This window comes from uncultured Thiohalocapsa sp. (assembly GCF_913062725.1).
In the GTDB taxonomy this organism is placed as follows: Bacteria; Pseudomonadota; Gammaproteobacteria; order Chromatiales; family Chromatiaceae; genus Thiohalocapsa.
Map to the genome: position 1 here is coordinate 37,243 of NZ_CAJXWY010000013.1, position 24,219 is coordinate 61,461.

General features: G+C 66.9%; 20 protein-coding genes. 12 read left to right on the forward strand and 8 right to left on the reverse strand.

What is annotated here, in order from left to right; all coding sequences use genetic code 11:
• Window positions 1-40: 40 nt before the first annotated feature.
• The gene (locus QZ588_RS05255; RefSeq protein ID WP_295540585.1) at window positions 41-1,168 is read right to left on the reverse strand and encodes an FAD-dependent oxidoreductase; all 1,128 of its coding nucleotides are present in this window, start codon (window positions 1,166-1,168) and stop codon (window positions 41-43) included.
• A gap of 116 nt (window positions 1,169-1,284) precedes the next feature.
• Window positions 1,285-1,965: an arylesterase gene (locus QZ588_RS05260; RefSeq protein ID WP_295540586.1), complete on the reverse strand. Its 681-nt coding sequence runs from the start codon at window positions 1,963-1,965 to the stop codon at window positions 1,285-1,287.
• On the opposite strand from QZ588_RS05260, the gene QZ588_RS05265 reads away from it, so the two are divergent.
• The 10 genes from QZ588_RS05265 (at window position 1,964) to QZ588_RS05310 (ending at window position 15,001) form a co-directional block, all read left to right on the forward strand.
• Complete coding sequence (locus QZ588_RS05265; RefSeq protein WP_295540587.1) at window positions 1,964-2,704, forward strand: ATP-binding cassette domain-containing protein; 741 nt, start codon at window positions 1,964-1,966, stop codon at window positions 2,702-2,704. The genes QZ588_RS05260 and QZ588_RS05265 overlap by 2 nt on opposite strands.
• A gap of 11 nt (window positions 2,705-2,715) precedes the next feature.
• On the forward strand, window positions 2,716-5,205 hold the full coding sequence (locus QZ588_RS05270) for an FtsX-like permease family protein (protein WP_295540655.1): 2,490 nt from the start codon (window positions 2,716-2,718) through the stop codon (window positions 5,203-5,205).
• 120 nt (window positions 5,206-5,325) lie between these two features.
• The gene (locus QZ588_RS05275) at window positions 5,326-6,564 is read left to right on the forward strand and encodes a DUF1015 family protein (protein WP_295540588.1); all 1,239 of its coding nucleotides are present in this window, start codon (window positions 5,326-5,328) and stop codon (window positions 6,562-6,564) included.
• Between the two features lie 203 nt (window positions 6,565-6,767).
• Window positions 6,768-9,002, forward strand: coding sequence for a bifunctional (p)ppGpp synthetase/guanosine-3',5'-bis(diphosphate) 3'-pyrophosphohydrolase (locus QZ588_RS05280; RefSeq protein WP_295540590.1), 2,235 nt, complete (start codon window positions 6,768-6,770; stop codon window positions 9,000-9,002).
• A 262-nt stretch (window positions 9,003-9,264) separates the two neighbouring features.
• Window positions 9,265-10,326 (forward strand): dTDP-glucose 4,6-dehydratase, encoded by a 1,062-nt coding sequence (gene rfbB / locus QZ588_RS05285; protein ID WP_295540592.1) that lies wholly within the window; start codon window positions 9,265-9,267, stop codon window positions 10,324-10,326.
• A 53-nt stretch (window positions 10,327-10,379) separates the two neighbouring features.
• Window positions 10,380-11,264: a glucose-1-phosphate thymidylyltransferase RfbA gene (gene rfbA / locus QZ588_RS05290; RefSeq protein ID WP_295540594.1), complete on the forward strand. Its 885-nt coding sequence runs from the start codon at window positions 10,380-10,382 to the stop codon at window positions 11,262-11,264.
• 46 nt (window positions 11,265-11,310) lie between these two features.
• Window positions 11,311-11,862 carry a dTDP-4-dehydrorhamnose 3,5-epimerase gene (gene rfbC, locus QZ588_RS05295; RefSeq protein ID WP_295540596.1) on the forward strand — a complete coding sequence of 184 codons (552 nt, stop codon included), beginning with the start codon at window positions 11,311-11,313 and terminating at the stop codon, window positions 11,860-11,862.
• An 82-nt stretch (window positions 11,863-11,944) separates the two neighbouring features.
• Window positions 11,945-12,925 carry a GDP-L-fucose synthase gene (locus QZ588_RS05300; protein ID WP_295540598.1) on the forward strand — a complete coding sequence of 327 codons (981 nt, stop codon included), beginning with the start codon at window positions 11,945-11,947 and terminating at the stop codon, window positions 12,923-12,925.
• 252 nt (window positions 12,926-13,177) lie between these two features.
• Complete coding sequence (gmd, locus tag QZ588_RS05305) at window positions 13,178-14,263, forward strand: GDP-mannose 4,6-dehydratase (RefSeq protein WP_295540600.1); 1,086 nt, start codon at window positions 13,178-13,180, stop codon at window positions 14,261-14,263.
• Window positions 14,264-14,524: 261 nt separating this feature from the next.
• Window positions 14,525-15,001: a cytochrome c gene (locus tag QZ588_RS05310; protein WP_295540601.1), complete on the forward strand. Its 477-nt coding sequence runs from the start codon at window positions 14,525-14,527 to the stop codon at window positions 14,999-15,001.
• A 240-nt stretch (window positions 15,002-15,241) separates the two neighbouring features.
• On the opposite strand, the gene QZ588_RS05315 is transcribed toward QZ588_RS05310, so the two are convergent.
• Complete coding sequence (locus QZ588_RS05315) at window positions 15,242-15,919, reverse strand: cytochrome b/b6 domain-containing protein (RefSeq protein WP_295540603.1); 678 nt, start codon at window positions 15,917-15,919, stop codon at window positions 15,242-15,244.
• A gap of 265 nt (window positions 15,920-16,184) precedes the next feature.
• Here QZ588_RS05315 and QZ588_RS05320 point away from each other — a divergent pair, with 265 nt between their 5' ends.
• The gene (locus tag QZ588_RS05320) at window positions 16,185-17,246 is read left to right on the forward strand and encodes a glycosyltransferase family 2 protein (RefSeq protein WP_295540605.1); all 1,062 of its coding nucleotides are present in this window, start codon (window positions 16,185-16,187) and stop codon (window positions 17,244-17,246) included.
• A gap of 33 nt (window positions 17,247-17,279) precedes the next feature.
• Here QZ588_RS05320 and ppc read toward each other — a convergent pair whose 3' ends face one another.
• Window positions 17,280-20,099, reverse strand: a complete 2,820-nt coding sequence (gene ppc, locus QZ588_RS05325; RefSeq protein WP_295540607.1) for a phosphoenolpyruvate carboxylase — start codon at window positions 20,097-20,099, stop codon at window positions 17,280-17,282.
• A gap of 335 nt (window positions 20,100-20,434) precedes the next feature.
• On the opposite strand from ppc, the gene QZ588_RS05330 reads away from it, so the two are divergent.
• Window positions 20,435-20,983, forward strand: coding sequence for a zinc ribbon-containing protein (locus QZ588_RS05330; protein WP_295540609.1), 549 nt, complete (start codon window positions 20,435-20,437; stop codon window positions 20,981-20,983).
• 57 nt (window positions 20,984-21,040) lie between these two features.
• Here the strand turns inward: QZ588_RS05330 and gvpJ are convergent, their stop codons facing one another.
• The 4 genes from gvpJ to QZ588_RS05350 are packed head-to-tail and all read right to left on the reverse strand — an operon-like array spanning window position 21,041 to window position 24,211.
• Window positions 21,041-21,481: a gas vesicle protein GvpJ gene (gene gvpJ, locus QZ588_RS05335; protein WP_295540611.1), complete on the reverse strand. Its 441-nt coding sequence runs from the start codon at window positions 21,479-21,481 to the stop codon at window positions 21,041-21,043.
• A 30-nt stretch (window positions 21,482-21,511) separates the two neighbouring features.
• Window positions 21,512-21,883 (reverse strand): gas vesicle protein K, encoded by a 372-nt coding sequence (locus tag QZ588_RS05340; RefSeq protein WP_295540613.1) that lies wholly within the window; start codon window positions 21,881-21,883, stop codon window positions 21,512-21,514.
• Window positions 21,870-22,109: a gas vesicle protein gene (locus QZ588_RS05345; protein ID WP_295540614.1), complete on the reverse strand. Its 240-nt coding sequence runs from the start codon at window positions 22,107-22,109 to the stop codon at window positions 21,870-21,872. The genes QZ588_RS05340 and QZ588_RS05345 overlap by 14 nt, the downstream gene beginning before the upstream one ends.
• Window positions 22,106-24,211: an ArsA family ATPase gene (locus QZ588_RS05350; RefSeq protein ID WP_295540616.1), complete on the reverse strand. Its 2,106-nt coding sequence runs from the start codon at window positions 24,209-24,211 to the stop codon at window positions 22,106-22,108. The genes QZ588_RS05345 and QZ588_RS05350 overlap by 4 nt, the downstream gene beginning before the upstream one ends.
• Window positions 24,212-24,219: the final 8 nt, after the last annotated feature.

Here is a 24,219-nt window from a genome sequence, read left to right on the forward strand (position 1 = left end):
GGATCGAGGCGCCACAAGGGCCCCCAGGCCCCGCGCCCCGCTACCGATACTGACGCAGATACCACCACTCGAAGCCGCGCTTGAGCCAGTGGAAGGCCACGGAGTTGGGCAGGATCCAGTTGCGCTTCTCGGTGCGCCAGACCACCATGCCGCGGTCGTTGGCGTCGACGATGCAGAGCAGCTCGACGTCGAAGGTCGCCTGCGCCGGCTCGCCCTTGAGCTCCGCCACCAGATTTTTCGCCGCCGCCTTGGCCTGCAGATCCGCCATGTGCGCCTGTTTGGGCATCCAATCCGGTCCCGGGAAGCTGCCGGAGTCGCCGACGACGTAGACCCGATCGGTCCCCGGCACCTTGCAGTGGGCGTCCGCCTGGATCAGGCCACCCGGCGAGCGCGGCAGGGAGGTCGCGTCGAACCAGTGGTTGCCGGTCATGCCGGGCATGAAGATGATGAGATCCGCCGGCAGCTCGCCGCCTTCGGTCATGACTTTGTCCGCGGTGAAGCCCTTCATCTTGTGTCCCAGATGGGTCTCGATGCCCACCTTGCGCATCTCGTCCATGAGCTTGTCCACGGCCTTTGGACCCAAGCGGTTGCCGGGGCGCTCCGCGGGCGTAAAGAAGACGATGCGAAAGCGCTCGCGCCGCCCCTCTTTGCGCAGTTGGCGGTCGAGCCCGAACAGGAACTCGAAAATCGGCCCGCCGCGCATGGAAGACGGCTCCTTCGGATTGCCCGCGAAGCCCATGGCCACGGTGCCGCCGTCGAGGGCCTTGAGCCGGTCGCGGATGGCCTCGGCCGCCGCAATGCCCTCACAGGGCGTGATGGCGTGCTCGATGCCCGGCAGCTTCTTGATGAAGCGCCCGCCGCTGGCGATGATCAGCCCGTCGTTGGCGATGTCGCCGTCGCTGGTGTGCAGCGTGCGGCCATCGGCGCTGAGACCCGTCGCCTCGGCGGCGTGATGGGACACCTGCATGCGGCGGAAGAAGGTGGTCAGGTCGATGCGCAGGTCGTCGCCGCTGCGCAGGCCCGAGGGCACCCAAATGAGCCCGGGGTAGTAAATGAACTCGGGCTTGGGACTGACCACCGTGATGTCGAGGCTCGAATCCGCCTCGCGCAGGGACGAGACGGCGGTGAGCGCCCCGAAACCGGAACCAACGATGCTGACGCGTGGCATCGGATCTCCTCCTCATATCGATGCGTGCAATTGCTTGGAATTCGATTCTGGCCCCGGGCGTGCAATCCCTCGGGCCATGGACCGATCGACTTTGGCACCGGGCGCGTGCTCGCGGCTCAGCCGCCGGCTTCGCTCACCCGGGCCGTGGCTTGCAACAACGGCAGCAGCACGGGCCAGACGTTCTCGAGCAGCCGCGGCTGCGCCGCGGCGCTTGGATGCAGGCCGTCGGCCTGCATCAGCGCCCGGTCCTCGGCGACACCGGCGAGCAGCCGCGGCACCAGGGCCGCCCCCGTGTCCTCGGCGACCTCGGCATACAAGCGCTGGAACTGTTCGGCATAGCGGGTGCCATAATTGGGCGGCAGCCGCACCCCGATGAGCAACACCTGAGCACCGGTGGCCTGGGCCTCTTCGACCAGGGCCGTCAAGGCCGCGGCGATGCGCTTGGGCGGGAAGCCGCGCAGACCGTCGTTGGCGCCGAGCTCGATCACCACAACCGCCGGCTCGTGCGCCGCGAGCAGCGCCGGCAGGCGCGAGCGACCGCCCGCCGTGGTATCGCCTGAGATGCTGGCGTTCACCACCTGGTGCGGCAGGCCCTCGGTGGCCAGGCGCTGCTTGAGCAGGCTGACCCAGCCCTGATCGAGCGCCGTCCCGAAGCTGGCGCTCAGACTATCGCCCAACACCAGCAGCCGCGGTGGCGGATCAGCGCTGGCCGTCGCGACGACAAGACCGGCGAGCAGTGCCGCAACGCGCAGCAGCAGGCGCCACGCCGATGTAGAGCTTACGCAAGGAGACCGCATGAATACCCCAGAGATCTTGTGCCGCGCCCATGGCCTGGCCAAGCATGTTAGCGGCCCGGGCGGGCGTCTGACCATCCTGCACGGGCTTTCGCTCAGTATCGCCGCCGGCGAGGCGGTGGCCATCGTCGGCGCCTCCGGCAGCGGCAAGTCCACGCTGCTGGGACTGCTGGCGGGGCTGGACGCGCCGAGCGACGGCGAGGTGGAGCTCTGCGGCACGCGCCTGTCCGCGCTCGACGAGGACGGCCGCGCCGCACTGCGGCGCGGGCGTGTCGGCTTCGTGTTTCAGAACTTCCAGCTGCTGCCCACGCTGACGGCCCTGGAGAACGTCTCCCTGCCGCTGGAGCTGGCCGCCGCCGGCGCCCGCAGCCCGCAGGGCCGTGGTCAGGTGCGGCCCGACACCGGCCTGAACGGCCACGCTCCTGAGGCCGTGGCCCGCACGGCGCTCGAGCGCGTCGGCCTCGCCGCCCGCGCCGGCCATTATCCACGCCAGCTCTCCGGGGGCGAGCAACAGCGTGTCGCCATCGCCCGCGCCTTCGCGCCGGGGCCACAGATCCTGTTCGCAGACGAGCCCACGGGCAACCTGGATCTGGGCACCGGCCGCAGGATCATCGATCTGCTGTTTGCGCTGCGCGCCGACGCCGGCGCCGCCCTGGTGCTGGTGACCCATGACGAGGCGCTGGCCGCGCGCTGCGACCGCCGGCTCGGCATGCGGGACGGCCATCTGGAGGTGCTGCCGTGAGCAACCCGCACATGCCCGTGTGGCGCCTGGCCCTGCGACTGCTGCGCCGCGACTGGGGCAGCGGCGAGCTCTACCTGCTCGCCGCCGCCCTGGTCGTGACGGTCGCCGCCATCACCGCCGTCGGTTTTTTCACCGATCGCATCGAGCGGGCCATGCAGCGCCAGGGCGGCGAGCTGATCGCCGCCGATCTCGCCATCGATGCCTCGCGCCCCATCCCCGAGGCCTTCGCCCAGGCAGCCACCGAGCGCGGCCTGAGTGTGGCGCGCACCCTGACCTTCCGCAGCGTCGTGCTGGCCGGCGACGACAGCCAGCTGGTGCAGGTGAAGGCCGTGGACGACGCCTATCCGCTGCGCGGTCAGATCCGCCTCAAGACCGATCTCGATGCCGCCGAGCAGCCCGCGGGCGGCCCGCCGGGCCAGGGCACGGCCTGGGTGGAGCCGCGACTGCTGTACGTGCTCGGCGCCGACGTCGGCGCCGGCATCGACCTGGGCGAGGCACGCTTCAGCGCCGACCGGCTCATCGCCTACGAGCCCGACCGCGGCGGCAATTTCTTCCAGATCGCCCCGCGGGTGATGATCCGTCTGGACGACGTGCCGGCCACGGGCCTGGTGACCGAGGCGAGCCGGGTACGTCACCGGCTGCTGCTGGCGGGGCCGCGCGATGCCCTCACCGACTACGCCGACTGGGCGGAGCCGCAGCTGCCGGCCGGCGCCGGGCTCATCGACGCCCGCGAGGCCCGCCCGGCGTTCGCCACCGCCGTGGACCGGGCGTCGCGCTTTCTGCATCTGGCGGCCCTGACCACGCTGCTGGTGGCCGGTGCGGCCATTGCGCTGGCGAGCCGCCGGCTGGTGGACCGCCAGACCGATGCCGTGGCGGTGATGCGCTGCCTGGGCGCCCCCCGGCACCTGCTCACCCGGCTCTTCGCCATCCGGCTCCTCGCCTTCGGCTTGCTGGCGAGCCTCGCCGGCTGCCTGCTGGGCTGGCTCGGCCAGCACGGCCTGGCGCAGCTGCTGGCGCAATGGTTCGACGGCCCGCTGCCGGCGGCATCCATGCAGCCCCTGTTCGTCGGCATCGGCACCGGCCTGGTGGCGCTGGCCGGCTTCGCGCTGCCGCCGCTGCTGCAGCTGGCGGAGGTGCCGCCGCTGAAGGTGATCCGCCGTGACCTGGGACCGCCGCGGGTCTCGGTGGCCTTCGCCGGCCTCGGCGCCGCCGGCGCCCTGGCGCTCATGATCCTGTGGCAGGCGGGCGACTTCGAGCTCGCCTGGAAGCTCCTGCTCGGCGTCATCGCCGCCGTCGCCGCCCTGGTCGCCTTGGGCGCCCTGATGGTTTGGCTCGCCGCCCGGGCCGCCGCGCGCAGCCGCGGCATCTGGCGGCTGGGCCTCGCCGGGCTGGCGCGACGGCCGGCGGCGGCCATCCTGCAGATCACCGGCTTCGGTCTCGGCATCCTGGCCCTGCTGCTGTTGGCGGTGGTGCGGGTGGATCTGCTCAGCAGCTGGCAGCAGACCCTGCCCGAGGGGGCGCCGAACCACTTCCTGATCAACATTCAGCCGCATGAAAAGGATGCCCTGGCAGACTGGCTCAGCCAGCGCGAGATCGACGGCGCCGGCCTGTTTCCGATGATCCGCGGACGCCTCACCGGTGTCGGTGCGCGCGACGTCGAGCCGGAAGACTACGATGACCCCCGCGCCGAGCGCCTGGCGGCCCGGGAGTTCAACCTGAGCTACGCCGTGCAGATGCAGCCGGACAACAGCGTCATCGCCGGGCGCTGGTGGTCCGACGGCGACCCGAAACCGCAATTCTCCGTCGAGGCGGGCATCGCCGAGACGCTCGGTATCAGCCTCGGCGATCGATTGCGGTTTCAGGTGGCGGGCGAGGAGGTGACGGCGCCGGTGACCAGCCTGCGGCAGGTGCAGTGGGACAGTTTCAATGTCAACTTCTTCGTCATCGGCACGCCGGGACTACTGGCCGATCAGCCCGCCACCTACATCACCAGCTTCTACCTGCCCGAGACACGGGAGGCCCTGGTGCCCGAGCTGCTGCGGACCTTCCCGAGCGTGACCCTCATCGATGTGGGCGCCCTGCTGGCACAGGTCCGCGGTATCATCGAACAGGGTATCCGCGCCGTGGAATATGTGTTCCTGTTCACGCTGGCGGCGGGGCTGCTGGTCATGTATGCCGGCATCCAGGCGAGCCTCGCCGTGCGCCGGGCCGAGCACGGGGTGCTGCGCACGCTGGGCGCCAACCGCCGCCAGTTACTGCGTGGCTTGCTGGTGGAGTTCACCGCCGCCGGCGTCCTGGCGGGGCTCATCGCCTCCATGTTCGCGGAGGCCACCGGCTGGGTGCTGGCGCGGCAGCTCTTCGACCTGCCGTTCACGCCAAACCCATGGCTATGGGTGTTCGGCGTGCTCGGCAGCGGCGCGGCCATTGGCCTGGCCGGCACCCTCGGCACCTACCGCGCCCTGGTGCGACCGCCGCTGGCGGCATTGCGGGCGGCGGGCTGACGGCGCGCCGAGCCGGCGGCCGCGAGCATTGGATTGCCCACCCGACGCCCCGACCGGCCCGGCCCCTTCGATGCCATGCATCGCCGCCATACGAATGCTGCCATGTCTTCAGTCAACACCATGTCCCAATCACCCCTGCTTGCGCCCTTTCCCGCGCTGCGCCCGGCCCCGGGTCGTGCCGCCGAGGTCATTGCCCCGCCCTATGATGTGGTCGACGCGGCCCGGGCGCGCCGGCTCGTAGCCGACCGCCCGCACAGCTTCCTGCACATCTCCCGGGCGGAGGTGGACCTCCCCGCGGACACCGATCCCTACGCCCCGGCGGTCTACGAACGCGCCCGCCGCAACCTGGATGCGTTGCGCCGCACGGGCGTGCTGCAGCGGGATGCCGCCCCCGGCTTCTACGCCTACCGTCTCGATGCCGACGGTCACAGCCAGACCGGACTCGTCGCTGCGGCAGCCGTCGCCGGCTATCTCGCCGGGCGCATCAAGAAGCATGAGCTGACCCGTCCGGCAAAGGAAGACGACCGCGTCCGGCAGATCGCCGCGCTGGACGCCCAGACCGGGCCGGTCCTGTTGGTGCACCGCGCACACCCTGAGATCCGCCGTCTGCTTGCCTGCACCTGCGACACACGGGCACCGGACGTGGATGTATCCGCCGCCGATGGCGTCCGCCACCGGCTTTGGGTGATCGCGGATGCCGGGCACATCGCCGCACTCACCGCCGCCTGTGCGGACCTGAGCGCGCTCTATATCGCCGACGGTCATCACCGCGCTGCGGCGGCGGCGCGCGTGGCGGCAGCGCGAGGGCACACGCAAGGCGCCCGGTTCCTGGCGGTGGCCTTTCCCGATGACGAACTGCGAATCCTGCCCTACAACCGGCTGGTGCGCGATCTGGCAGGGCACGACTGCCACTGGCTGCTGACGCAGGTGGACGAGCGCTTCGAGGTGACTGCGACGACCGCGCCGGTGCAGCCGGGCACCAACACCGAGCTCGGACTCTACTGCGGCGGGCGCTGGTGGCGGCTTAGGCTGCGCAACGCGTTCCGGCCAGCGGCCGACGACGCGGTCTCGAGCCTCGCCGTGAGCCTGCTGCACACTCACCTGGTGGAGCCCGTGCTGGGCATCGTGGACCCGCGACGCGACCCGCGCATCGACTTCATCGGCGGCAGCCAGGGCGTCGCCGAGCTCACCGCCGCAGTGGACGCCGGGCGCGCGCAGCTCGCCCTCTCCCTCCCCGCCACCAGCATCGGCGAGCTGCTGGCCGTCGCCGACGCCGGTGCCATCATGCCGCCGAAATCCACCTGGTTCGAGCCCAAGCTCGCCGACGGACTGGTGAGCCTGTTACTGGACGCCGACTAGGGCCAACCCGTTCCCCGGGCGGGAGCGGTCGCCCTGCCACGACCCGCGCAAGCGCAGCATTCAGCCGCGGGTTACGGCGAAGATGCTGCCCCCATGCGCCGGTCACCCCAATCACGGCTCAGTGAAGGCGATGCATTCAGGCCCGGCGGCGGCTTCGTCACGATCGGACGATCGCACTCGCAACGCAGTATCATTGCTCGGTTATGGTGCAGACCACCACCAATCTCCCCGAGCGCGCCGAGGACAACGCCGACGCCGTGCACCAATGGCTCGGGCGCATCGCGGAGCGCTACGACGCCGACGCCCGCCGCCGGCTGGAAGCCGCCGGCGCACTACTGCTCGATTGCCACGGTGATGCGCTGCTCGACACCGGCGAGAGCGCCGTGCGCCACCGTTTGTCGGCGGCGGACATCCTGTTCAGCCTGCGCCTGGACGCCGATACCCTCTGCGCCGCCCTGCTCCAGGGCTGCGCCGACGGCGACACCGGGACTGCGCAACGGCTGACGGACATCTTCGGCCCGGCACTGGTGCGCATGACCGTGGACCTGGCGCGTATCGAGCAGCTGACCCGGGTCGAGTACGTCGCCGAAGGCGGCAAGCGCGCCGCCCGCAACCGCCAGCAGCGGGAAGAGAATCTGCGCCGTATGCTGCTCGGCATCGGCACGGATGTGCGCGTGGTGTTGGTGGTGCTCGCCGAGCGGCTGCATCTGCTGCGCCGCTCCAAGCACCTCTCGGCCGAGCGCCGGCGCGACATCGCCGCGGACACCCGCCGGGTGTATGCACCGCTCGCCAATCGCCTGGGTGTGTGGCAGCTCAAGTGGGAGCTGGAAGATCTCTCACTGCGTGCTGCGGAGCCGGAGACCTACATGGGCATCGCCAAGGCGCTGTCGGAGCGCCGCAACGAGCGCCAGGACTCCATCGCCCGCGTGCTCACGGTGCTGCGCACGGAGCTCGCCGCCGCGGGCATCACCGCCGAGGTCACCGGCCGGCCGAAGCATATTTACAGCATCTGGCGCAAAATGCAGCGCAAAGGCGTGGATATCGATCAAATCTTTGACCTGCGGGCCGTGCGGGTGCTGGTAGACGACATCCCCGCCTGCTACTCGGCGCTGGGTGTGGTGCACGGCCTCTGGGCACATATTCCCTCTGAGTTCGACGACTACATCGCCACGCCCAAGGGCAACAACTACCAGTCCCTGCACACCGCGGTGGTGGGTCCGGAGGACAAGCCACTGGAGGTGCAGATCCGCACCCATGCCATGCACGAGCATGCCGAATATGGCGTCGCCGCCCACTGGGCCTACAAGGAGGCGAAGGGCTACGACCCGGACTTCCAGCGCCGGGTGGTCTCCATGCGCCAATGGCTGGAGCACACAGGCGAGCTCGAACAGGGTGAGGAGGCCAACCCGCCGCCAGCGGGCGCGCTGGCGCCCGCGCACGTCTATGTGCTGACGCCCCAGGCCAAGGTGGTGGAGCTGCCGCGCGGCGCCACCCCCCTCGACTTCGCCTATACCATCCACTCGGAGATCGGCCACCGCTGCCGTGGCGCACGGGTGGACGGCCGCATGGTGCCGCTCACTCACCAGCTGCAAAGCGGCGAGACGGTGGAGATTCTCACGCAGAAGAACGCCCAGCCGAGCCGCGACTGGCTGAGCGCCCACCATGGCTATCTGGTGACATCCCGGGCCCGTAACCGGGTCCGCCAGTGGTTCAAGCAGCAAGACTTCGATCGTCACTTCGCAGAAGGCCGTGCCGCCATGGATCGCGAGCTGAGCCGGCTCGGGATCGAGTCGGCCCCGCAGTGGGACAAGCTCGCCGAGCGCTTCAACCTGAAGACCGGCGACGATCTGCTCGCCGCCGTCGGCCGCGGTGACCTCGCCGCCGGCCAGGTGGCGCGTCAGGTGGGAGAGCCGCGCGCCGAGCGCCGGGAGCCCGTCGACGAACTGCCGGCGCCGCGGTCAACGCCGCCGGCGCGGGAGCGCGCCGCGCGCTCAGAGGTGGTGGTCGCCGGCGTCGGCGACCTGATGACGCAAATGGCCGCCTGCTGCCATCCGGTGCCCGACGACAAGCTGGTAGGCTATGTGAGCGTCGGCCGTGGCGTCATCGTGCACCGCCGCAACTGTCGAGAAATCCTGAAGCTGTCGGATGCCGAGCGCGAGCGTCTGGTGGAGGTGAGCTGGGCCGCGCAGCCGGCGCAGACAGACCACCCGGTGGGCGTCGAACTGACGGCGGCGGACCGCCGCGGCCTGCTCCGGGACATCTCCTCGGCACTGGCCGACGCCGACGCCGACGTCCTCGGCAGCGACACCCACACGGACCCGACCAACGACGTCGCCCATATGCACTTCACCATCGCGGTGACGGACTCGGGGCACCTGGAGCGCGTCATCGCCCGTCTCAAACAGTTGCCGGACGTGCTGAGCGTCCGCCGCGCATAGTAGGACCGCTCTGGCAGCGTCCCTTGCCGGCGACCGCGGCAATGCGATGCCCGTTGTCCATGCGCCATCGCCCGGCCGTGCTGCGGCGAAGGAGTTCGCCGCCCGTCCGGCAAGTACTCTTCATTGCACCATGCACTACGCTGAATACACGGCTAGCACGGGCGCCGATCGACGCTCGGAACCCTCTCCGGGCGCATGGTAAACTAATGAATGTTTTTCGCGGCTTCGAGCGCGCCGCACCGACCAGCAGCGGCTCACAGGTATGCAGACCATCCTCGTCACCGGCGGCGCCGGCTTCATCGGCGGCAACTTCGTGCTACAGATGCTGCGCGAGCGGGACATCCGCATCGTGAATCTGGATAAGCTCACCTATGCCGGCAACCCGGACACCTTGGCATCGGTGCGGACAGATCCGCGGCATGTCTTCGTCCAGGGCGACATCGGCGACCGCAGCCTGGTGAGCGCACTGCTGCGTGAGCACGCCGTCGACGCCGTGGTCAACTTCGCCGCCGAGAGCCACGTGGATCGCTCCATCGACGGCCCGGCGGCGTTCATCGAGACCAATGTCCTCGGCACCTTCAACCTGCTGGACTGTACCCGGGACTATTGGGCCCGCCTCGATACCGACGCCCGCGCGGCGTTTCGCTTCCTCCACGTCTCCACCGACGAAGTCTACGGCTCCCTGGGGCCCACCGGCGCCTTCACCGAGACCACGGCCTATGCGCCGAGCTCCCCCTACTCGGCATCCAAAGCGGCGTCCGATCACCTGGTGCGCGCCTGGCACCACACCTACGGGCTGCCGGTGCTCACCACCAACTGCTCCAACAACTACGGCCCCTATCAGTTCCCCGAAAAGCTGATCCCGCTGATGATCGCCAAGGCGCAGGCCGGGGAGCCGCTGCCCATCTACGGCGACGGCAGCAACGTCCGCGACTGGCTGTACGTCGAGGACCACTGCCGCGCCATCGCCCGGGTGCTGGAGGCCGGGCGCCCGGGCGAGGTCTACAACATCGGCGGCAACAGCGAGAAGAGTAATCTGGAGGTGGTGGATACCCTCTGTGCCCTGCTCGATGCGGCACTGCCCAACGCCCCGCACCGCCCGCATGCACAGCTCAAGCAATTCGTCACCGACCGCCCCGGCCACGACAAGCGCTACGCCATCGACGCCAGCAAGCTTCAACGCGAGCTGGGCTGGACGCCGCAAGAGACCTTCGAGTCCGGCCTCGAGCGCACGCTGCACTGGTATCTGGATCACCAGACCTGGATGCGGCGGGTCATGGACGGCAGCTACCGTGGCCAGCGCTTGGGTATCGGCTCGCCCTAGCGCAGGATGCGCTCGACGGCTCGCCCCGACACCAAGACTCAACAGGACATGTGATGACGCGCAAGGGCATCATCCTCGCCGGCGGCTCCGGCACACGGTTGCATCCGCTGACCCTGTCGCTCAGCAAGCAGCTGCTTCCCGTGTACGACAAGCCAATGATCTACTACCCGCTGGCGGTGCTGATGATGGCGGGTATTCGCGAGATCCTGGTCATCACGACACCGCGCGACGAGCCCGCCTTCCGTGCCCTGCTCGGCGACGGCAGCCAATGGGGCATCGCCCTCGAGTATGCCGTGCAGCCCCAGCCCGGCGGGCTCGCCCAGGCCTTCGTCATCGGCCGCGACTTCGTGGATGGCCACCCGAGCTGCCTGATTCTCGGCGACAATATCTTCTACGGGCACGGTCTCATCAGCAGCCTCAAGGCAGCCTCCCAACGGACTGACGGCGCGACGGTGTTCGGCTACTGGGTGAGGGACCCGGAGCGCTACGGTGTCGCCGAGTTCGCCGCCGACGGCAGCGTCATCGGGCTGGAGGAAAAGCCGGTTAAGCCAAGATCCAACTATGCCGTCACCGGCATCTATTTCTACGACGAGCAGGCCTGCGCACTGGCCGCCGAGCTCACCCCATCGGCCCGTGGCGAGCTTGAGATCACCGATCTCAACAAGCGCTATCTGCGGCAGGGCACGCTGCGGCTCGAGCGCCTGGGCCGGGGCATCGCCTGGCTCGATACCGGCACTCACGAGTCACTGATCCAAGCCGCCAACTTCATCGAGACCATCGAGCAACGCCAGGGACTCAAGGTCTGCGCGCCGGAAGAGGTCGCCTACCAACACCAGTGGATCGACGCCGATGCCCTCATGGCCATCGCCGAGCCGCTGCGCAAAAGCGGCTACGGCGAGTACCTGCTCAGTCTGCTGCACCGGGAGCAGGAGCCATGATGGCAGGTCGCGACGCGGATGCCACCTCCAGCGCAGACACGAGGCCATGAACGTCACGCCCACGAGCCTGCCCGATGTGCTGCTCATCGAGCCGCAAATCCACGGTGACCAACGCGGCTGGTTCGTCGAGAGCTGGCAGCGCGAGCGCTATCGCGAGGCGGGCATCGATGCCGATTTCCTGCAGGACAACCAATCCTTGTCCAGCCATGGCACGCTGCGCGGGCTGCACATCCAAAACCCCCACGGTCAGGGCAAGCTGGTGCAGGTCATTCAGGGTGAAGTCTATGATGTCGCCGTGGACGTGCGTCGCAGCTCGCCGTACTTCGGTCGCTGGACCGGCGCCCATCTCAGCGGCGAGAACAAGCATCAGCTCTGGGTGCCAAAGGGCTTCCTGCATGGCTTTCTCGTGCTCTCGCAGACGGCCCTGTTCAGTTACAAATGCACGGAACTGTATCATCCGGAAACGCAATTCGCGGTGCGCTGGGATGATCCGGACATCGGCATCGCCTGGCCCCTCGAGGGCGAGCCCAAGCTCTCCGCGAAAGACCTGCACGCGCCCCGCCTGCGGGACATCCCCGAGGCGCGCCTCCCGGATTGATCCCAGCTGATCCGGGGCCGGGGACCGGCAGCATGAGCGCACCGAACTGAGGCTCGAGCAGACTACGCCGCCAGCCACAACCATGTCACAGCACCCCAACCCGCAACGCCCCGTTTATGTCGCCGGCCACCGCGGCATGGTGGGCGCGGCCCTGGTGCGTGCACTGCGCGCCGCCGGCCATGAAAACATCATTACCCGCACCCACGCCGAGCTCGATCTCACCAATCAGGCGGCGGTTGCGGCCTTCTTCGCCGCCGAGCGCCCGGCACAGGTCTATCTCGCGGCGGCCAAAGTAGGCGGCATTCATGCCAACGACACCTATCCGGCGGACTTCATCTATGACAATTTGACCATCGAAGCCAACGTCATCCACGCCGCCTGGCGGCATCGCGCCGACAGACTCTTGTTCCTCGGCAGCTCCTGCATCTATCCCAGGCTCGCCGCGCAGCCCATGCGCGAGGACGCCCTACTCACCGGCCCCCTCGAGCCCACCAACGAGCCCTACGCCATCGCCAAGATCGCCGGGATCAAGCTTTGCGAGTCCTACAACCGCCAGCACGGCACGGACTTTCGCAGCGTCATGCCCACCAATCTCTACGGTCCCGGCGATAACTATGATCTCGCCAATAGCCATGTCATCCCGGCCCTCATCCGCAAGTTCCACGAGGCGACGGTCGGTGGCGCCGAGCACGTTGAGGTCTGGGGCAGCGGCACCCCGCGGCGCGAATTCCTGCACGTGGACGATATGGCCGCAGCCTGCCTGCATGTCATGAATCTGGAGGCGCCGACCTACCGATCGCACACCGGTCCGCGATTGTCACACATCAACGTCGGCACCGGCACGGACGTGACCATCGCCGAGCTCGCCCGGATGGTAAGCGAGGTGGTGAGGTTTGAGGGGGACATCCGTTTCGATCCGTCCAAGCCGGACGGTGCCCCCCGTAAACTGCTGGACGTGAGCCGGCTCAAAGCCCTCGGGTGGCAGCCGGGTATCGGCCTGCGTGAGGGCCTGGCCCAGGCTTATGACTGGTTTCTGGCCCACCAAGGCGAGCTCCGCAGATAAGCCATCCACCCATGGCGCCGACCAGCCCAGCGCCGGCAGGTCGCCTGGCACAGCGCCGTTCCTGAATACTGTGGACGCTATCCCCGTGCCGCATCAGCTTCCAGTGCACAAGCCGCTTGGGCCGCTGCGCAGCGTCCATGGGACATGCGAAGCAGGCGGACTCAAAGCGCCGATCCGCCCTGTCGGCACCGTCGACGCACGACCCAATCACGCTCGCGACGCTAAACGAGCCCCGCCACGAGAACCCGATACGTGAAGAAAGCTCTCATCACCGGCATCACCGGTCAGGACGGCGCCTACCTCGCCGAATGGTTGTTGCAAAAGGGCTATGAGGTCCACGGCATCAAACGCCGCAGCTCACTGTTCAATACCGACCGCATCGATCACCTGTACCAGGACCCACACGAGCCCGATCAGCGTTTCATCCTGCATCACGGCGACCTGACGGACTCCTCCAGTCTGATCCGCATCATGCAGCAGGTGCGACCGGACGAGCTCTACAACCTCGCCGCGCAAAGCCACGTCGCCGTCTCATTCGAGGAGCCCGAGTACACCGCCAACTCTGACGCCCTCGGCACCCTGAGACTGCTGGAGGCCATCCGCATCCTGGGGCTTGAGGACAAGACGCGCTTTTATCAGGCCTCCACGTCGGAGCTCTTCGGCAAGGTGCAGGAGATTCCGCAGTCGGAAACGACACCCTTCTACCCACGCTCACCCTACGCCGTCGCCAAGCTCTACGCCTATTGGATCACGGTCAACTACCGCGAGGCCTATGGGATTTATGCCTGCAACGGCATCCTGTTCAATCACGAGAGCCCCATCCGCGGCGAGACCTTCGTCACGCGCAAGATCACCCGCGCCATCGCCCGGATCAAGCTGGGCCTCCAGGAGCGGTTGTACCTGGGCAACCTCGACGCCAAGCGCGACTGGGGTCACGCACGCGACTATGTCGTCATGCAATGGCTGATGCTGCAGCAGGAGCAGCCCGAAGACTTTGTCATCGCCACTGGCCAGCAATACTCCGTGCGCGACTTCGTCGAGGCCGCCGCCGGAGCGGTTGACCTGTCCATGCGTTGGGAGGGCGAAGGGGTGGACGAAAAAGGTTACGACGCCGCCACCGGTCAATGCATCGTCGCCGTCGATCCCCGCTACTTCCGCCCCACGGAAGTGGAAACCCTGCTCGGCGACGCGGGCAAGGCACACGATAAGCTCGGCTGGTCACCCCAGATTTCCTTCGAAGCACTGGTCCAGGACATGATGTGCAGCGACCTCGCCGAAGCCGAGCGCGACGCCCTCTGCGCCCGCGAAGGCTACCGCGTGCTGGAGCGCAACGAGTAGCAACCACGGACTCATTATGAAAGGCCGGCGAGGGGCAGCGCTTCGCGGGAGGCGGATGTGCCTCTCCATTTTGGTGGGGCTAAACACATAAACACGACAATTTAGCGAAAAGGAAACACGAATATGGAACCTCATCGCATCCACTGCGCCGACTAGGCCATCGGTTTGGTCCTGCGACCACTGGACAGACGGCGCATGCGCCTCAATAGTGTGGCAGGCAACCAAAGTATCCAAAACACCCAGCCAGACGGAGACAACCTCGTGCAGAGAATCGCATCGCTCACCGCCCTGACCCTCGCCCTCCCCTTGGCGCTCACCATCGCCGGCAACGCCGCCGCCGAGCCGCTGAAGCCCGTGGAGCAAATCGAAACGCGTCAGGCCGGCTATCAATTCATGTCCTGGAACATGGGCAAGATCAAGGCCAACCTCGACGGTGACTTCAGCCAACCGCAGGTGGCCGCCGCCGCCAATGCCATCGCCGGCATCGCCAACTCCGGCATGGGCGCCCTGTATGGACCGGGCACGGATCAGGACATCGGCGACGTCAAGACCCGCGTCAAACCGGCCCTGTTCACCAATCAGGCAGAGGTTGGCGAAGTTGCGCGCAACTTTATCGAGGCCGCCAACAACATGGCCGAAGTTGCGTCCATGGCCGAGGGCAAAGGCGACGTGAAAGCCGCTTTCGGCGAGCTGGGCGGAGCCTGCAAAGCCTGTCACGACAAGTTCCGCAAGGACTGATCAGCCCTCCCGGAAACGACCGACCACGCCCGCCCATGCGCCCCAAGCAGCGCATGAGACGGGCCATCCAGCCCCCATCCTCGCAAACACCCACCGCACGCCGCCACGCCTGAGCCGACCGGCACAGCACCCCAGGGCCGACACCGCGCTCGTGCAGCCATAGGCGCCTATTCACGGTGAGCCCCCACCGGACGTTACCCGGCTCGGCCGGATAGCGCTCCGCCAAGGCCGACACATCAGCTACCAAGCTGGCACAGGCGGTGGTGGTGGCGGCGGCGGCAACAACCCGCCCGCGGCGATCCAGACGACGCCGGCGGCTACGGCCAGCCCCAATATCAAACTCCAGAGCTTACCGCCTCTGGCGGACTTGGCAGCCGCATCCTGCGACTCCTTCCAACCCACCACCATCGGCTTGACCAGATGCTTTCCACGCACTGCATAGACGGCGATAGCCGTCAAATGCAGCGCCACCAACCCCAGAATGATCCACAACCCCTGCCGGTGCAGCCCCGAGAGCCAGGTACTGGTTGCACTGCTCACCAGATCTGCGAGCGGTCCCTCGAAGGCAATATCATCATTGCTGAAGAGTCCACTCAACGCCTGCCAGGTCAGCATGCCCAGCAGCGCGAATACCGACAGCGCCCCGAGCGGATTATGCCCTTCGCCCTGCCAGCGCCCACGCAGGTAGGCGATCACACGTCCTGGTGTCGGCGCGAACTGAGCAAAGCGCGCGTAGGTGGAGCCGAGTAGGCCCCACACCAGACGAAATGTCAGCAGCCCGAGCACGAACAACCCCAGGCGCCCGTGCCATTCGATCCAACCGCCGCCGATCCAGCCGGTCAGGAGTGCGCCGGTCACGCCGGCGAACAACAGCCAATGGAAAAGACGGGTCGGCAGATCCCAAACCTTGATACGCATCCTCGAACGACTTCCAGCGGTGACGACACCACGGCGGTGCCAGGTCGGGGCATTTTGGCGGATCACAGCGCGCTTCGGAAGGCACGGCCGGTACGCCGGCTGTGGGCACTGGTGGGCATCGACGGTGCGCTTCGCCGCGGAGTCATGATCGCCCGTACCGGTACCCGCCACCACCGGCGCACCCCAACACCCTGCAGGCTACAATGGGCCAATCGCACAAGCACCCAAGGATTTCCCGCCTGTATCGTCAACGGATCACACGACAGTGAAGCTTATTATCCAAATTCCGTGTTACAACGAGGCACAGACACTACCGGAAACAGTCGCGGACATTCCACGGCAAGTCGACGGCATCGACGCGGTTGAGATCCTCATCATCGACGACGGCAGCAAGGACCGCACGGTCGACGTTGCGCGGGCGATCGGCGTCGATCACATCATCCGCAACAAACGCAACATCGGCTTGGCCCGTAGCTTCCGTAAAGGCTTGGACGCCTGTCTGGTTCGCGGTGCCGACATCATCGTCAACACGGATGGCGACAATCAATACGCCGGCGCCGACATCCCGAAGTTGGTCCAGCCCATCGTGACAGGCCAGGCCGACATGGTCATCGGCGATCGCGAAACCCGCAAGATCCCGCACTTCTCACCACTCAAGAAATTCCTGCAGTCCGTGGGCAGCGCCGTCGTACGTATGCTCGCCGGCATCCACGTACCAGACACCGTGAGCGGATTTCGCGCCCTCTCTCGCGAGGCCGCCATCCGTATCAATATCGTCTCCTCCTTCAGCTATACCATCGAGACGATCATCCAGGCCGGCAAGCGCCAGTTGATGGTGCAGTCCGTGCCTGTGCGCACCAATCCCAAGACGCGCGAGTCCCGACTGTTCAAGAGCATTCCGCACTTCATTCAAAATTCCCTCGGTACGATGATACGGATGTATGCCATGTATCAGCCGTTACGGGTATTTTTCTATCTCGGATCGGTTCTGACCATCATCGGCGTAGTGCCAATCATGCGTTTTCTTTTTTTTTACTTCACCGGCGATGGCCAAGGCCATATCCAATCCCTGCTCCTCGGCGGTGTGCTGATTATCCTCGGCTTCATCACCTTTATGATCGGCCTGGTCGCAGATTTGATCTCCTTCAACCGCCAAATCCTGGAGATGACGCTGGAGCGCGTACGGCGCATGGAGCTCGACCACTTCCGCACCGACGCCACACTTGGCTCCGACGCCATCTACACGAAACAGGACGAGCGCTATGAGGATCACCCGCTAGACGGATCGGCAGGGCGCAGCGCCCAGCACCAGGGCACCTCGAATTGAAAATCAACGACAATCAGCGGCCGCCACGCCGCACTAGCCGGTGTTGCGCATGCCAGCGGCTACGGCATTGATGGAACGCAGCAGCGGATCGAGCCATTGCTCGCGACCATCCTGATCCGGGCTGTTGCGGTAGCGCTGGAGCAATGCGATCTGCACGTGGTTGAGGGGGTCCAGGTAGGTGTTGCGCCGCGCCAGCGAGAGCTGAAGGTCCGGGGTTTCCTCCATCAACCCGTGGAGGCCCGAGATGTTGAGCACCTGCACGCGGGTACGCTCGTACTCGGCGGCGATCTGGCCGTAGAGACGGGCTGCACGCTCGGCGTCCGCCGCCAGCTGGGTGTAGCTGGCGGCGATGTGCATCTCTGCCTTGAACAGCGACATCTGGGTGTTGCTGAGGATGGCGCGAAAAAAGGGCCATTCCTCGTACATTTTCTGCAGCTTGGCGAGGCGCTCCAGGTCGCCGCCGCGCCAACGCTCGATGGCGCTGCCAATGCCGTACCACGCCGGCAGCGTGTGACGGGACTGGGCCCAGCCGAACACCCAGGGGATGGCACGGATGGAAGTCAGCGAGCGATCCGCCTTTTTGCGATGCGATGGACGCGAGCCGATGTTCAGCAGGGCGATGGCATCGACGGGCGTGACCTCGTAGAAGTAATCCAACAGGCCCTCGGCGTCCACCAATTCCCGATAGGTCTCCTCGCCGAAGCGCGCCAGCTCCTCCATGACGCCGAGATAGTCCTTGCGCGGCTTGGGCGGCGGCTCGATGACGCAGCGGCTCGCCTTGATGAGTCCGCTGATGCCCATGGTGAGCTCGTACAGGGCGGTCTCGGGGTTGGCGTAGCGGTAGGAGAGCACCTCGCCCTGCTCGGTGAACTTGATCTGACCGTGCACGGTGTCGTCGGGCTGCGACAGGATGGATTCGTGGGTGGGGCCGCCGCCGCGGCCGATGGTGCCGCCGCGGCCATGGAAGAGTCGACACTGCACGCCGCGCCCTTCCGCCAGGGCAACGATCTTCTCCTGCGCCTCGTAGAGATTCCAAGCCGAGGACAGGATACCGCCGTCCTTGCAGGAGTCCGAGTAGCCCAGCATGACTTCCTGCAGGTTGCCCGATGCCTTGAGCAAGGCCGCGTAGGTCTCGTTGTCGAAGAGCGCCGACATGACGCTGTCGATGCGCTCCAGGTCGTCGATGGTCTCGAACAGCGGTGCGATGCGGACGTCGCAGTGCCAGCCACTGGGGGTCTTGCCGGCGAGCCCGGCGAGACGGGCCAGCAGCATCACCTCCATGACATGGCTCGCCTGGTGGGTCATGGAAATGACGTAGGCGCCGAACACATGCTCGCTGATTTCGGCACGCATGCGGGCCATGATTTCGAAGACCTCCAGGGTCTCCCGCGTCTCGGGCGTCAGCGTGCCCTTGTCGATGAGGAACGGATAAGGGTGCGCGATGGCCTCCGCCAACGCCTGCAGCTTCTGCTGCTCGCTGTAGGACTCGTAGAAGGGCGCTCCGGGCTGGCGGGCGAAGAGTTCGGTGACCGCAGCCGTGTGCCGGGTGGATTCCTGGCGCACGTCGAGTTGCACCAGATGGAAGCCGAAGCTCTCGACCAGACGAATCAGGTCCGCCAACGGGCCATCGGCGGCGCTGGCGTCGCCGTGGCTCACCAGGGAATCGCGGATCAGGTACAGGTCCGCAAGCAGGGCGTTGGCGTCGTCGTAGCCCTTGACGATGTCCGTCGGCGCCTCCGGATGCTCGATGCGCGCCTGTACCCGTGCCAAGTTGGTCTGCAGACGATGCTGCACGATGGCGAGCTTGCGCCGGTAGGGCTCGTGATGGTAGCGGCGCGCCGTCTGGCCCATGGCCCCGAGCCAGTAGTCTTCGTCGTCGTCCAGGCTGTCGAGAAACGCCTGGGACGGCTGCACCAGGGTGTTGGAGTGACTGAGAACGCGGGTCAGGTCCTTGACCCGGCGGATGTACTCCTTCAGCGCCTGTTCGCAGTGCATACGCACCGCCAGCGCCGTGGTGTCCGGCTTGACGAACGGGTTGCCGTCGCGGTCGCCGCCGATCCAGGAGCCGAAGGCGACGAAGCTCGGCACGCGGATGCCGGACCCCACGCCGTAGGCGCGCCTGACCGCCTTTTCGAGATTGCGGTAGATCCGCGGCAGGGTCTCGAACAGGGAAGCGTGAAAGAAGTAGAGCCCCTGGCGTACCTCGTCGGTAACCTGCGGCTTGTGCACCCGCACCTCATCCGTCTTCCAAAGAATCTGGATCTCGCGCAGGATTTCCGCCATCCGGTCCTGCTCTTCTTCGGCGTTCAGCACCGAGCGCCGCCAATCCAGCATGAGCAGGAAGATCCGGCGCTGCGTCTCCAGCGTGGTACGGCGCTTGGCCTCCGTTGGATGGGCGGTGAATACGGGCAGGTACAGCAACTTGTCCAACAGGGTCTGGAAGCCCTCGGCGCTGGTGCCCTCCTCCGCGAACTGCCGCAGGGTGTGGTCGAAGGATCCCCGCCAGAGTCGCCCGCCGGCGCTGATGCGGGTCCGGCGCGCCAGGAAGGCCTGCACCTCTTCGGCGATGTGCGCAAGCGAAAAATAGATGGTGTAGGCGCGGATGACTTCAGAAAGCGTCTGTGGATCGAGCTGATCGATGCGCTTCATGAGCTTGGTGCGCAGCTCGGGGTCATCCTGCTCGCGCAGGGTCAGGAAGCCATCGCGCAGGCGCTCCACCACCACCAGCACGCGCTTGCGGCTGTGCTGGCGCAACACGTCGCCGAGCAGGTTGGCGAAGAGCGCAATGTCCTGCTCGGCGCTGGGCGCGGAGACGTCGAGACGCTCGGACGGATCGGGCGTGAGGTCGTTCATGATGCGGGTACTGCGGCGGGGCTGAAGCTGGAGCGCATGCGCGCCGTCGGCGGGCTTTGGGCATTGCAGTCTAACCCGCCGACAGGAGCGGGCAAAGCGCCTTGTGGCACACGGCATCCTGAGGTGGGACACGCGCTTCGCCCTCGAGCCCTGCCCCGTCGCCCGTCAAAGCCTACGCGACATTCGCAGCGTCGTCTGACAATGCCGCCGCCGCCCGCCGCCCGGGGCGAGCGCGCCCGCGCAACGCATCGCCCTTGCGATTTCCGCTCCATGGCGCAGACTTAAGCCTGAGGGCAGCCGCGAGAAGCGGCGCCCGTCAGCCAACGGAGAGCGCGATGAACGACAGCAACCAGCGCCAGACCACAGACCACACCACCGACCGTCTCGTGGACGCCTACGACGAGATGCTCAAGCGCACGCGAGACGGCATCGAGCAGGCCCAGGAGTCCACGCCCAAACTGCGCCACATGCTGGAGCAGGTACGTGACAATATGGTCGAGCTCGGCGAGCTGAGCCGTGAGGAAGCGGCGAAGATCGCCGACTACGTGGAGCGCGACGTGGAAGACGCCGCACATTGGCTGGTGGACACCGGCGAGGATTTGCGCGACTGGTGGCGCTTCGACCTGGCGCTCATCGAGCAGCGCATGCTCGACGCCTTCACCAGTGTCGCCGATCAGACCAGTCTGCAGTTGCGGCAATGGGCCGAGCGCGCCCGCCAGGCGAGCCTGTACCAGGCGGGACAGATCACGGGCCCGGGCACCCTCGTCTGCGACAAATGTGGCGCCGAGACCCATTTCACGCGCAGTGGGCGCATTCCCGCTTGCGCCGAATGCGGCAACCTGACCTTTCGCCGACCGCCGCCGGGGGACAAAAACGATGGCTGACGACGCCATCGCCACAATGCCCGCGCGCGGTTGAGACCACGAGCCCGGGGCTGCGGCTCAGGTTGAATCCTCGGGTGTCGTCGCGGACTGCGCCAGACGTGCTTCAAGGCGCGCAAGCCGCTGCTCGAAGGCGGCGTTGGTTGCCGCCGATGCGCTATCTGGGGCCTGATCCGGGATCTGATCCGGGGCCTGATCCGGGATCTGATCCGGCGCCTTGGACGCGGGTGCGTCCGGCGGCGCATGCGCGCCCGCCGACCCACGCGCACCGGTATCGAAGGCCGGATTGCCGCGCCACCAATCGAGTCCCATCTCGACGGCTTTGTCCACGGAGCAGATCAGCAGACGGATCTCCACGGTCAGGAGCTCCACCTCCACGAGCTTGACGCGAATATCTCCGGCGACGACGACGCCCTTGTCGAGCACGCGCTCCAACAGGTCAGCAACCGTGGTGCTGCTGGTGGAATGGGTTGCACTTCTGCGGTTGACGGTAACGGCCATGAAGGTCTCCAGGTGCCCGGCTGCGGATGACTAGAGGAGCCGGCCCAGCGGGCCGAGATCGATGTTCAGGTCCTCGTCCTGCAAACCGAAGACCTCCTGCACGCGCTTGAGCTCCTCGGCCTGGCGCTGCAGTGTCATGCCAAGGCGCTCGATCTCTTCGTCACTGAGGCTGCCCGCATCCATGCGGGCGATGGCCTGGCGCTCCAGCAATTCGTGCAGCAGCTTCACCAGCGTGAGCACCAGCTGTGCCAGCCCATTGCGCATGCGCTCGCCGTCGATATCGATGCGCGCGCCGGCGGCGGTTGCCGGCGCTGGCTGTCGCATGGATGCATCCTGGGTATCCGCCGACCAGGCGCTGGCGGCGGTCTGCAGATCCGTATACAAAGGGTCATCGCTGGTCATTCGTCATCTCCCGCTGCATCTGCGCCTGCAGGCGTCGGCCGGTCTCCACCGAGGTGACCAGGGCCTGCAGACTGAGATAGACCAAGTCCACGTCGGCGACGCTGATGGTGATCTCCGCGGCCACTACGGCGCCTTTGTTCAGCACCCGATCCAATGCTTCACAGAGCGAGATATGCTGATCTTCGGGGACGGTTCCGATATCTGACTGCGCCGTTGTCTCCGTCATGCCTCACACCCCCCGGCTGTTTGCCCATAGAACGCCGCGCCGAGCGCCGCCAGCCCAGCGACCCCGGCGGGTTCTGAGGGCTGACGATACAGCAATGTCTGATGCGGCGAAGCCGTACATGCGACTGCCCGGATCTGCTCGGATTCGTGCTGCCGTCGACGGTCACACAACGCGCACCGACAATCCGGGGGACCGGGCGGCGTCAGCTGGTTCACAACCAGCACATGCACCGCAATGGCAAGCGCCGCCAGCGCGGCTCTCAGGTCTTCGGTCTCGGCGATCGCGAGGGCCGTGGCCACGGTGACCAGTTGCACCCGGGCTCGATCCGGGTCCGTCAGCAAGGCACGCAGCCGCTTGGTGGCACGCGAGAGACTCAGCAAACGCTCCGACAGGCGCGGCAACCGCAGGAGGTCACGGTACTTGAGCAACAGTCGGAAAAACAGCTTGAGCCAGTCGATGGTGAGCTCCGGCAGTTGCAGCAGCCGCAACAGATGGCCACTCGGCGCCGCATCAAGGATGATGAGGTCGTAGCGATCGGCATCCAGATGGTCGATCACCATGGTCAGGGCCATGATCTCGTCCAATCCGGGGGGAGCAAGATCCAGCAGTCGCGCCATGACTTGACGGTCGAAGGCGAGCTCCAGGCTGCCCAGACGATTCGCCAGCAGTTGCTCGAGCTCCAGTTGATAATCGTGACGAATGGCGGCGAAAGCGGTCTCCGCATCCACCTCCTGGGCATCCAGTCCCGGTCGAATCCGGGTCGGCTCCGGGCCCACAGGCTGTTGCAGCGCATCGCCGAGGGAGTGCGCGGGATCCGTCGAAAAGAGCAACAGCCGCTGCCCGGGGCGCGCCTGATTGAGGTGGAGCGCAGTGGCGCAGGCGAGCGTCGATTTGCCGACACCGCCTTTACCCGCCAGCACCAACAGCTTCAGCGCTGACGGGGGTAGCGGCGCCGGATGCTCGACCTTCGCCGCAGCCGCATGCGATACCGCATCCGGCGCCGCACCAGAGACCCCACCGCGTGTCGTCCCAAGGCTCGGCGTGGCGGTGAGCGGAATGAGCCGCTCCCACAGCCCGCCCAAGGCCTCGGCACGGGGCTCGTCGCCCAGCAGTGGCAGCCCGAGCAGCCGCGCCTGCGGCACCATCGCCCGCAGCTCACCGAGCTGCACCGCCTGTGCGTGCCGCTCGGTCGCACAAATCGGACACAAACGATCCCGCGTCGCACCCACCTCAGCGCCGGAACCGTCGCCAGGACCAGCGCCGAGCGCCGTTCCAGCGGTGCGCCTCGGCCCGTTCAGCCCCGCACTCATCAGGGCATCGGCACACTGGGAGACGGGAGCCAGGCGATTCACGACCAGCTCTGTAACGGGCATTTGCAGGCTCTGCAACGTCGCAAGCAAATCCCGGGTCTCGGCGATACTCATGCGCTCAGCGAGGGTCACGGGGATAAAACGGCAGCGTGCCGGATTACGGAGTAACGCCGCCAAGGTTCCGCGGGAACGCTCCAGATCGAGCAGAAATCGGTCCAGATGATCGGGCTCGAAGTCGCCGCAGAAGCGTTTGCGCATCCATCGATGCTTGGCGAGCAGCGCATCCAGGGCAGACAGCCATCGCCGCGCCAGATCCGGCATGGCGAGCAGGCGCAGGGTGTGCCCCGTGGGGGCCGTGTCGACGACGATACAATCGTAGTCGGTCTGCTCGACCCAGTGCGCCAGCGTCAGGTAAGCGGCGAGCTCATCGAGTCCGGGCAGGGCCACTTCCAGCAGCGCGTCGACATCATCATTGTCCAATAGCGTACCGCGCTGGGAAATCTCGCGCAGTAACGGGCGATAGCGCTCTCGGAACGCCTCCAAGGCAGCATCAGCGTTCAGTTGCCGAATCTGGAGATTGGATGGGGGTCGCAGGTCGGCGACGGCGTCGGTCACCGAGTGGGCTGGATCCGTGGACACCAACAGCACGCTGTGGTGTGCTCGGCGGCGCGCAATGGCGATGGCGGCAGCACAGGCACAGGTCGTTTTTCCAACGCCGCCCTTGCCGCCGAAAAACAAGAGCCCGAGCCCAATCGTCTGCAGGAAGTCCGGCGCCGCTGGGGGTGGGAGCATGCGGTCAG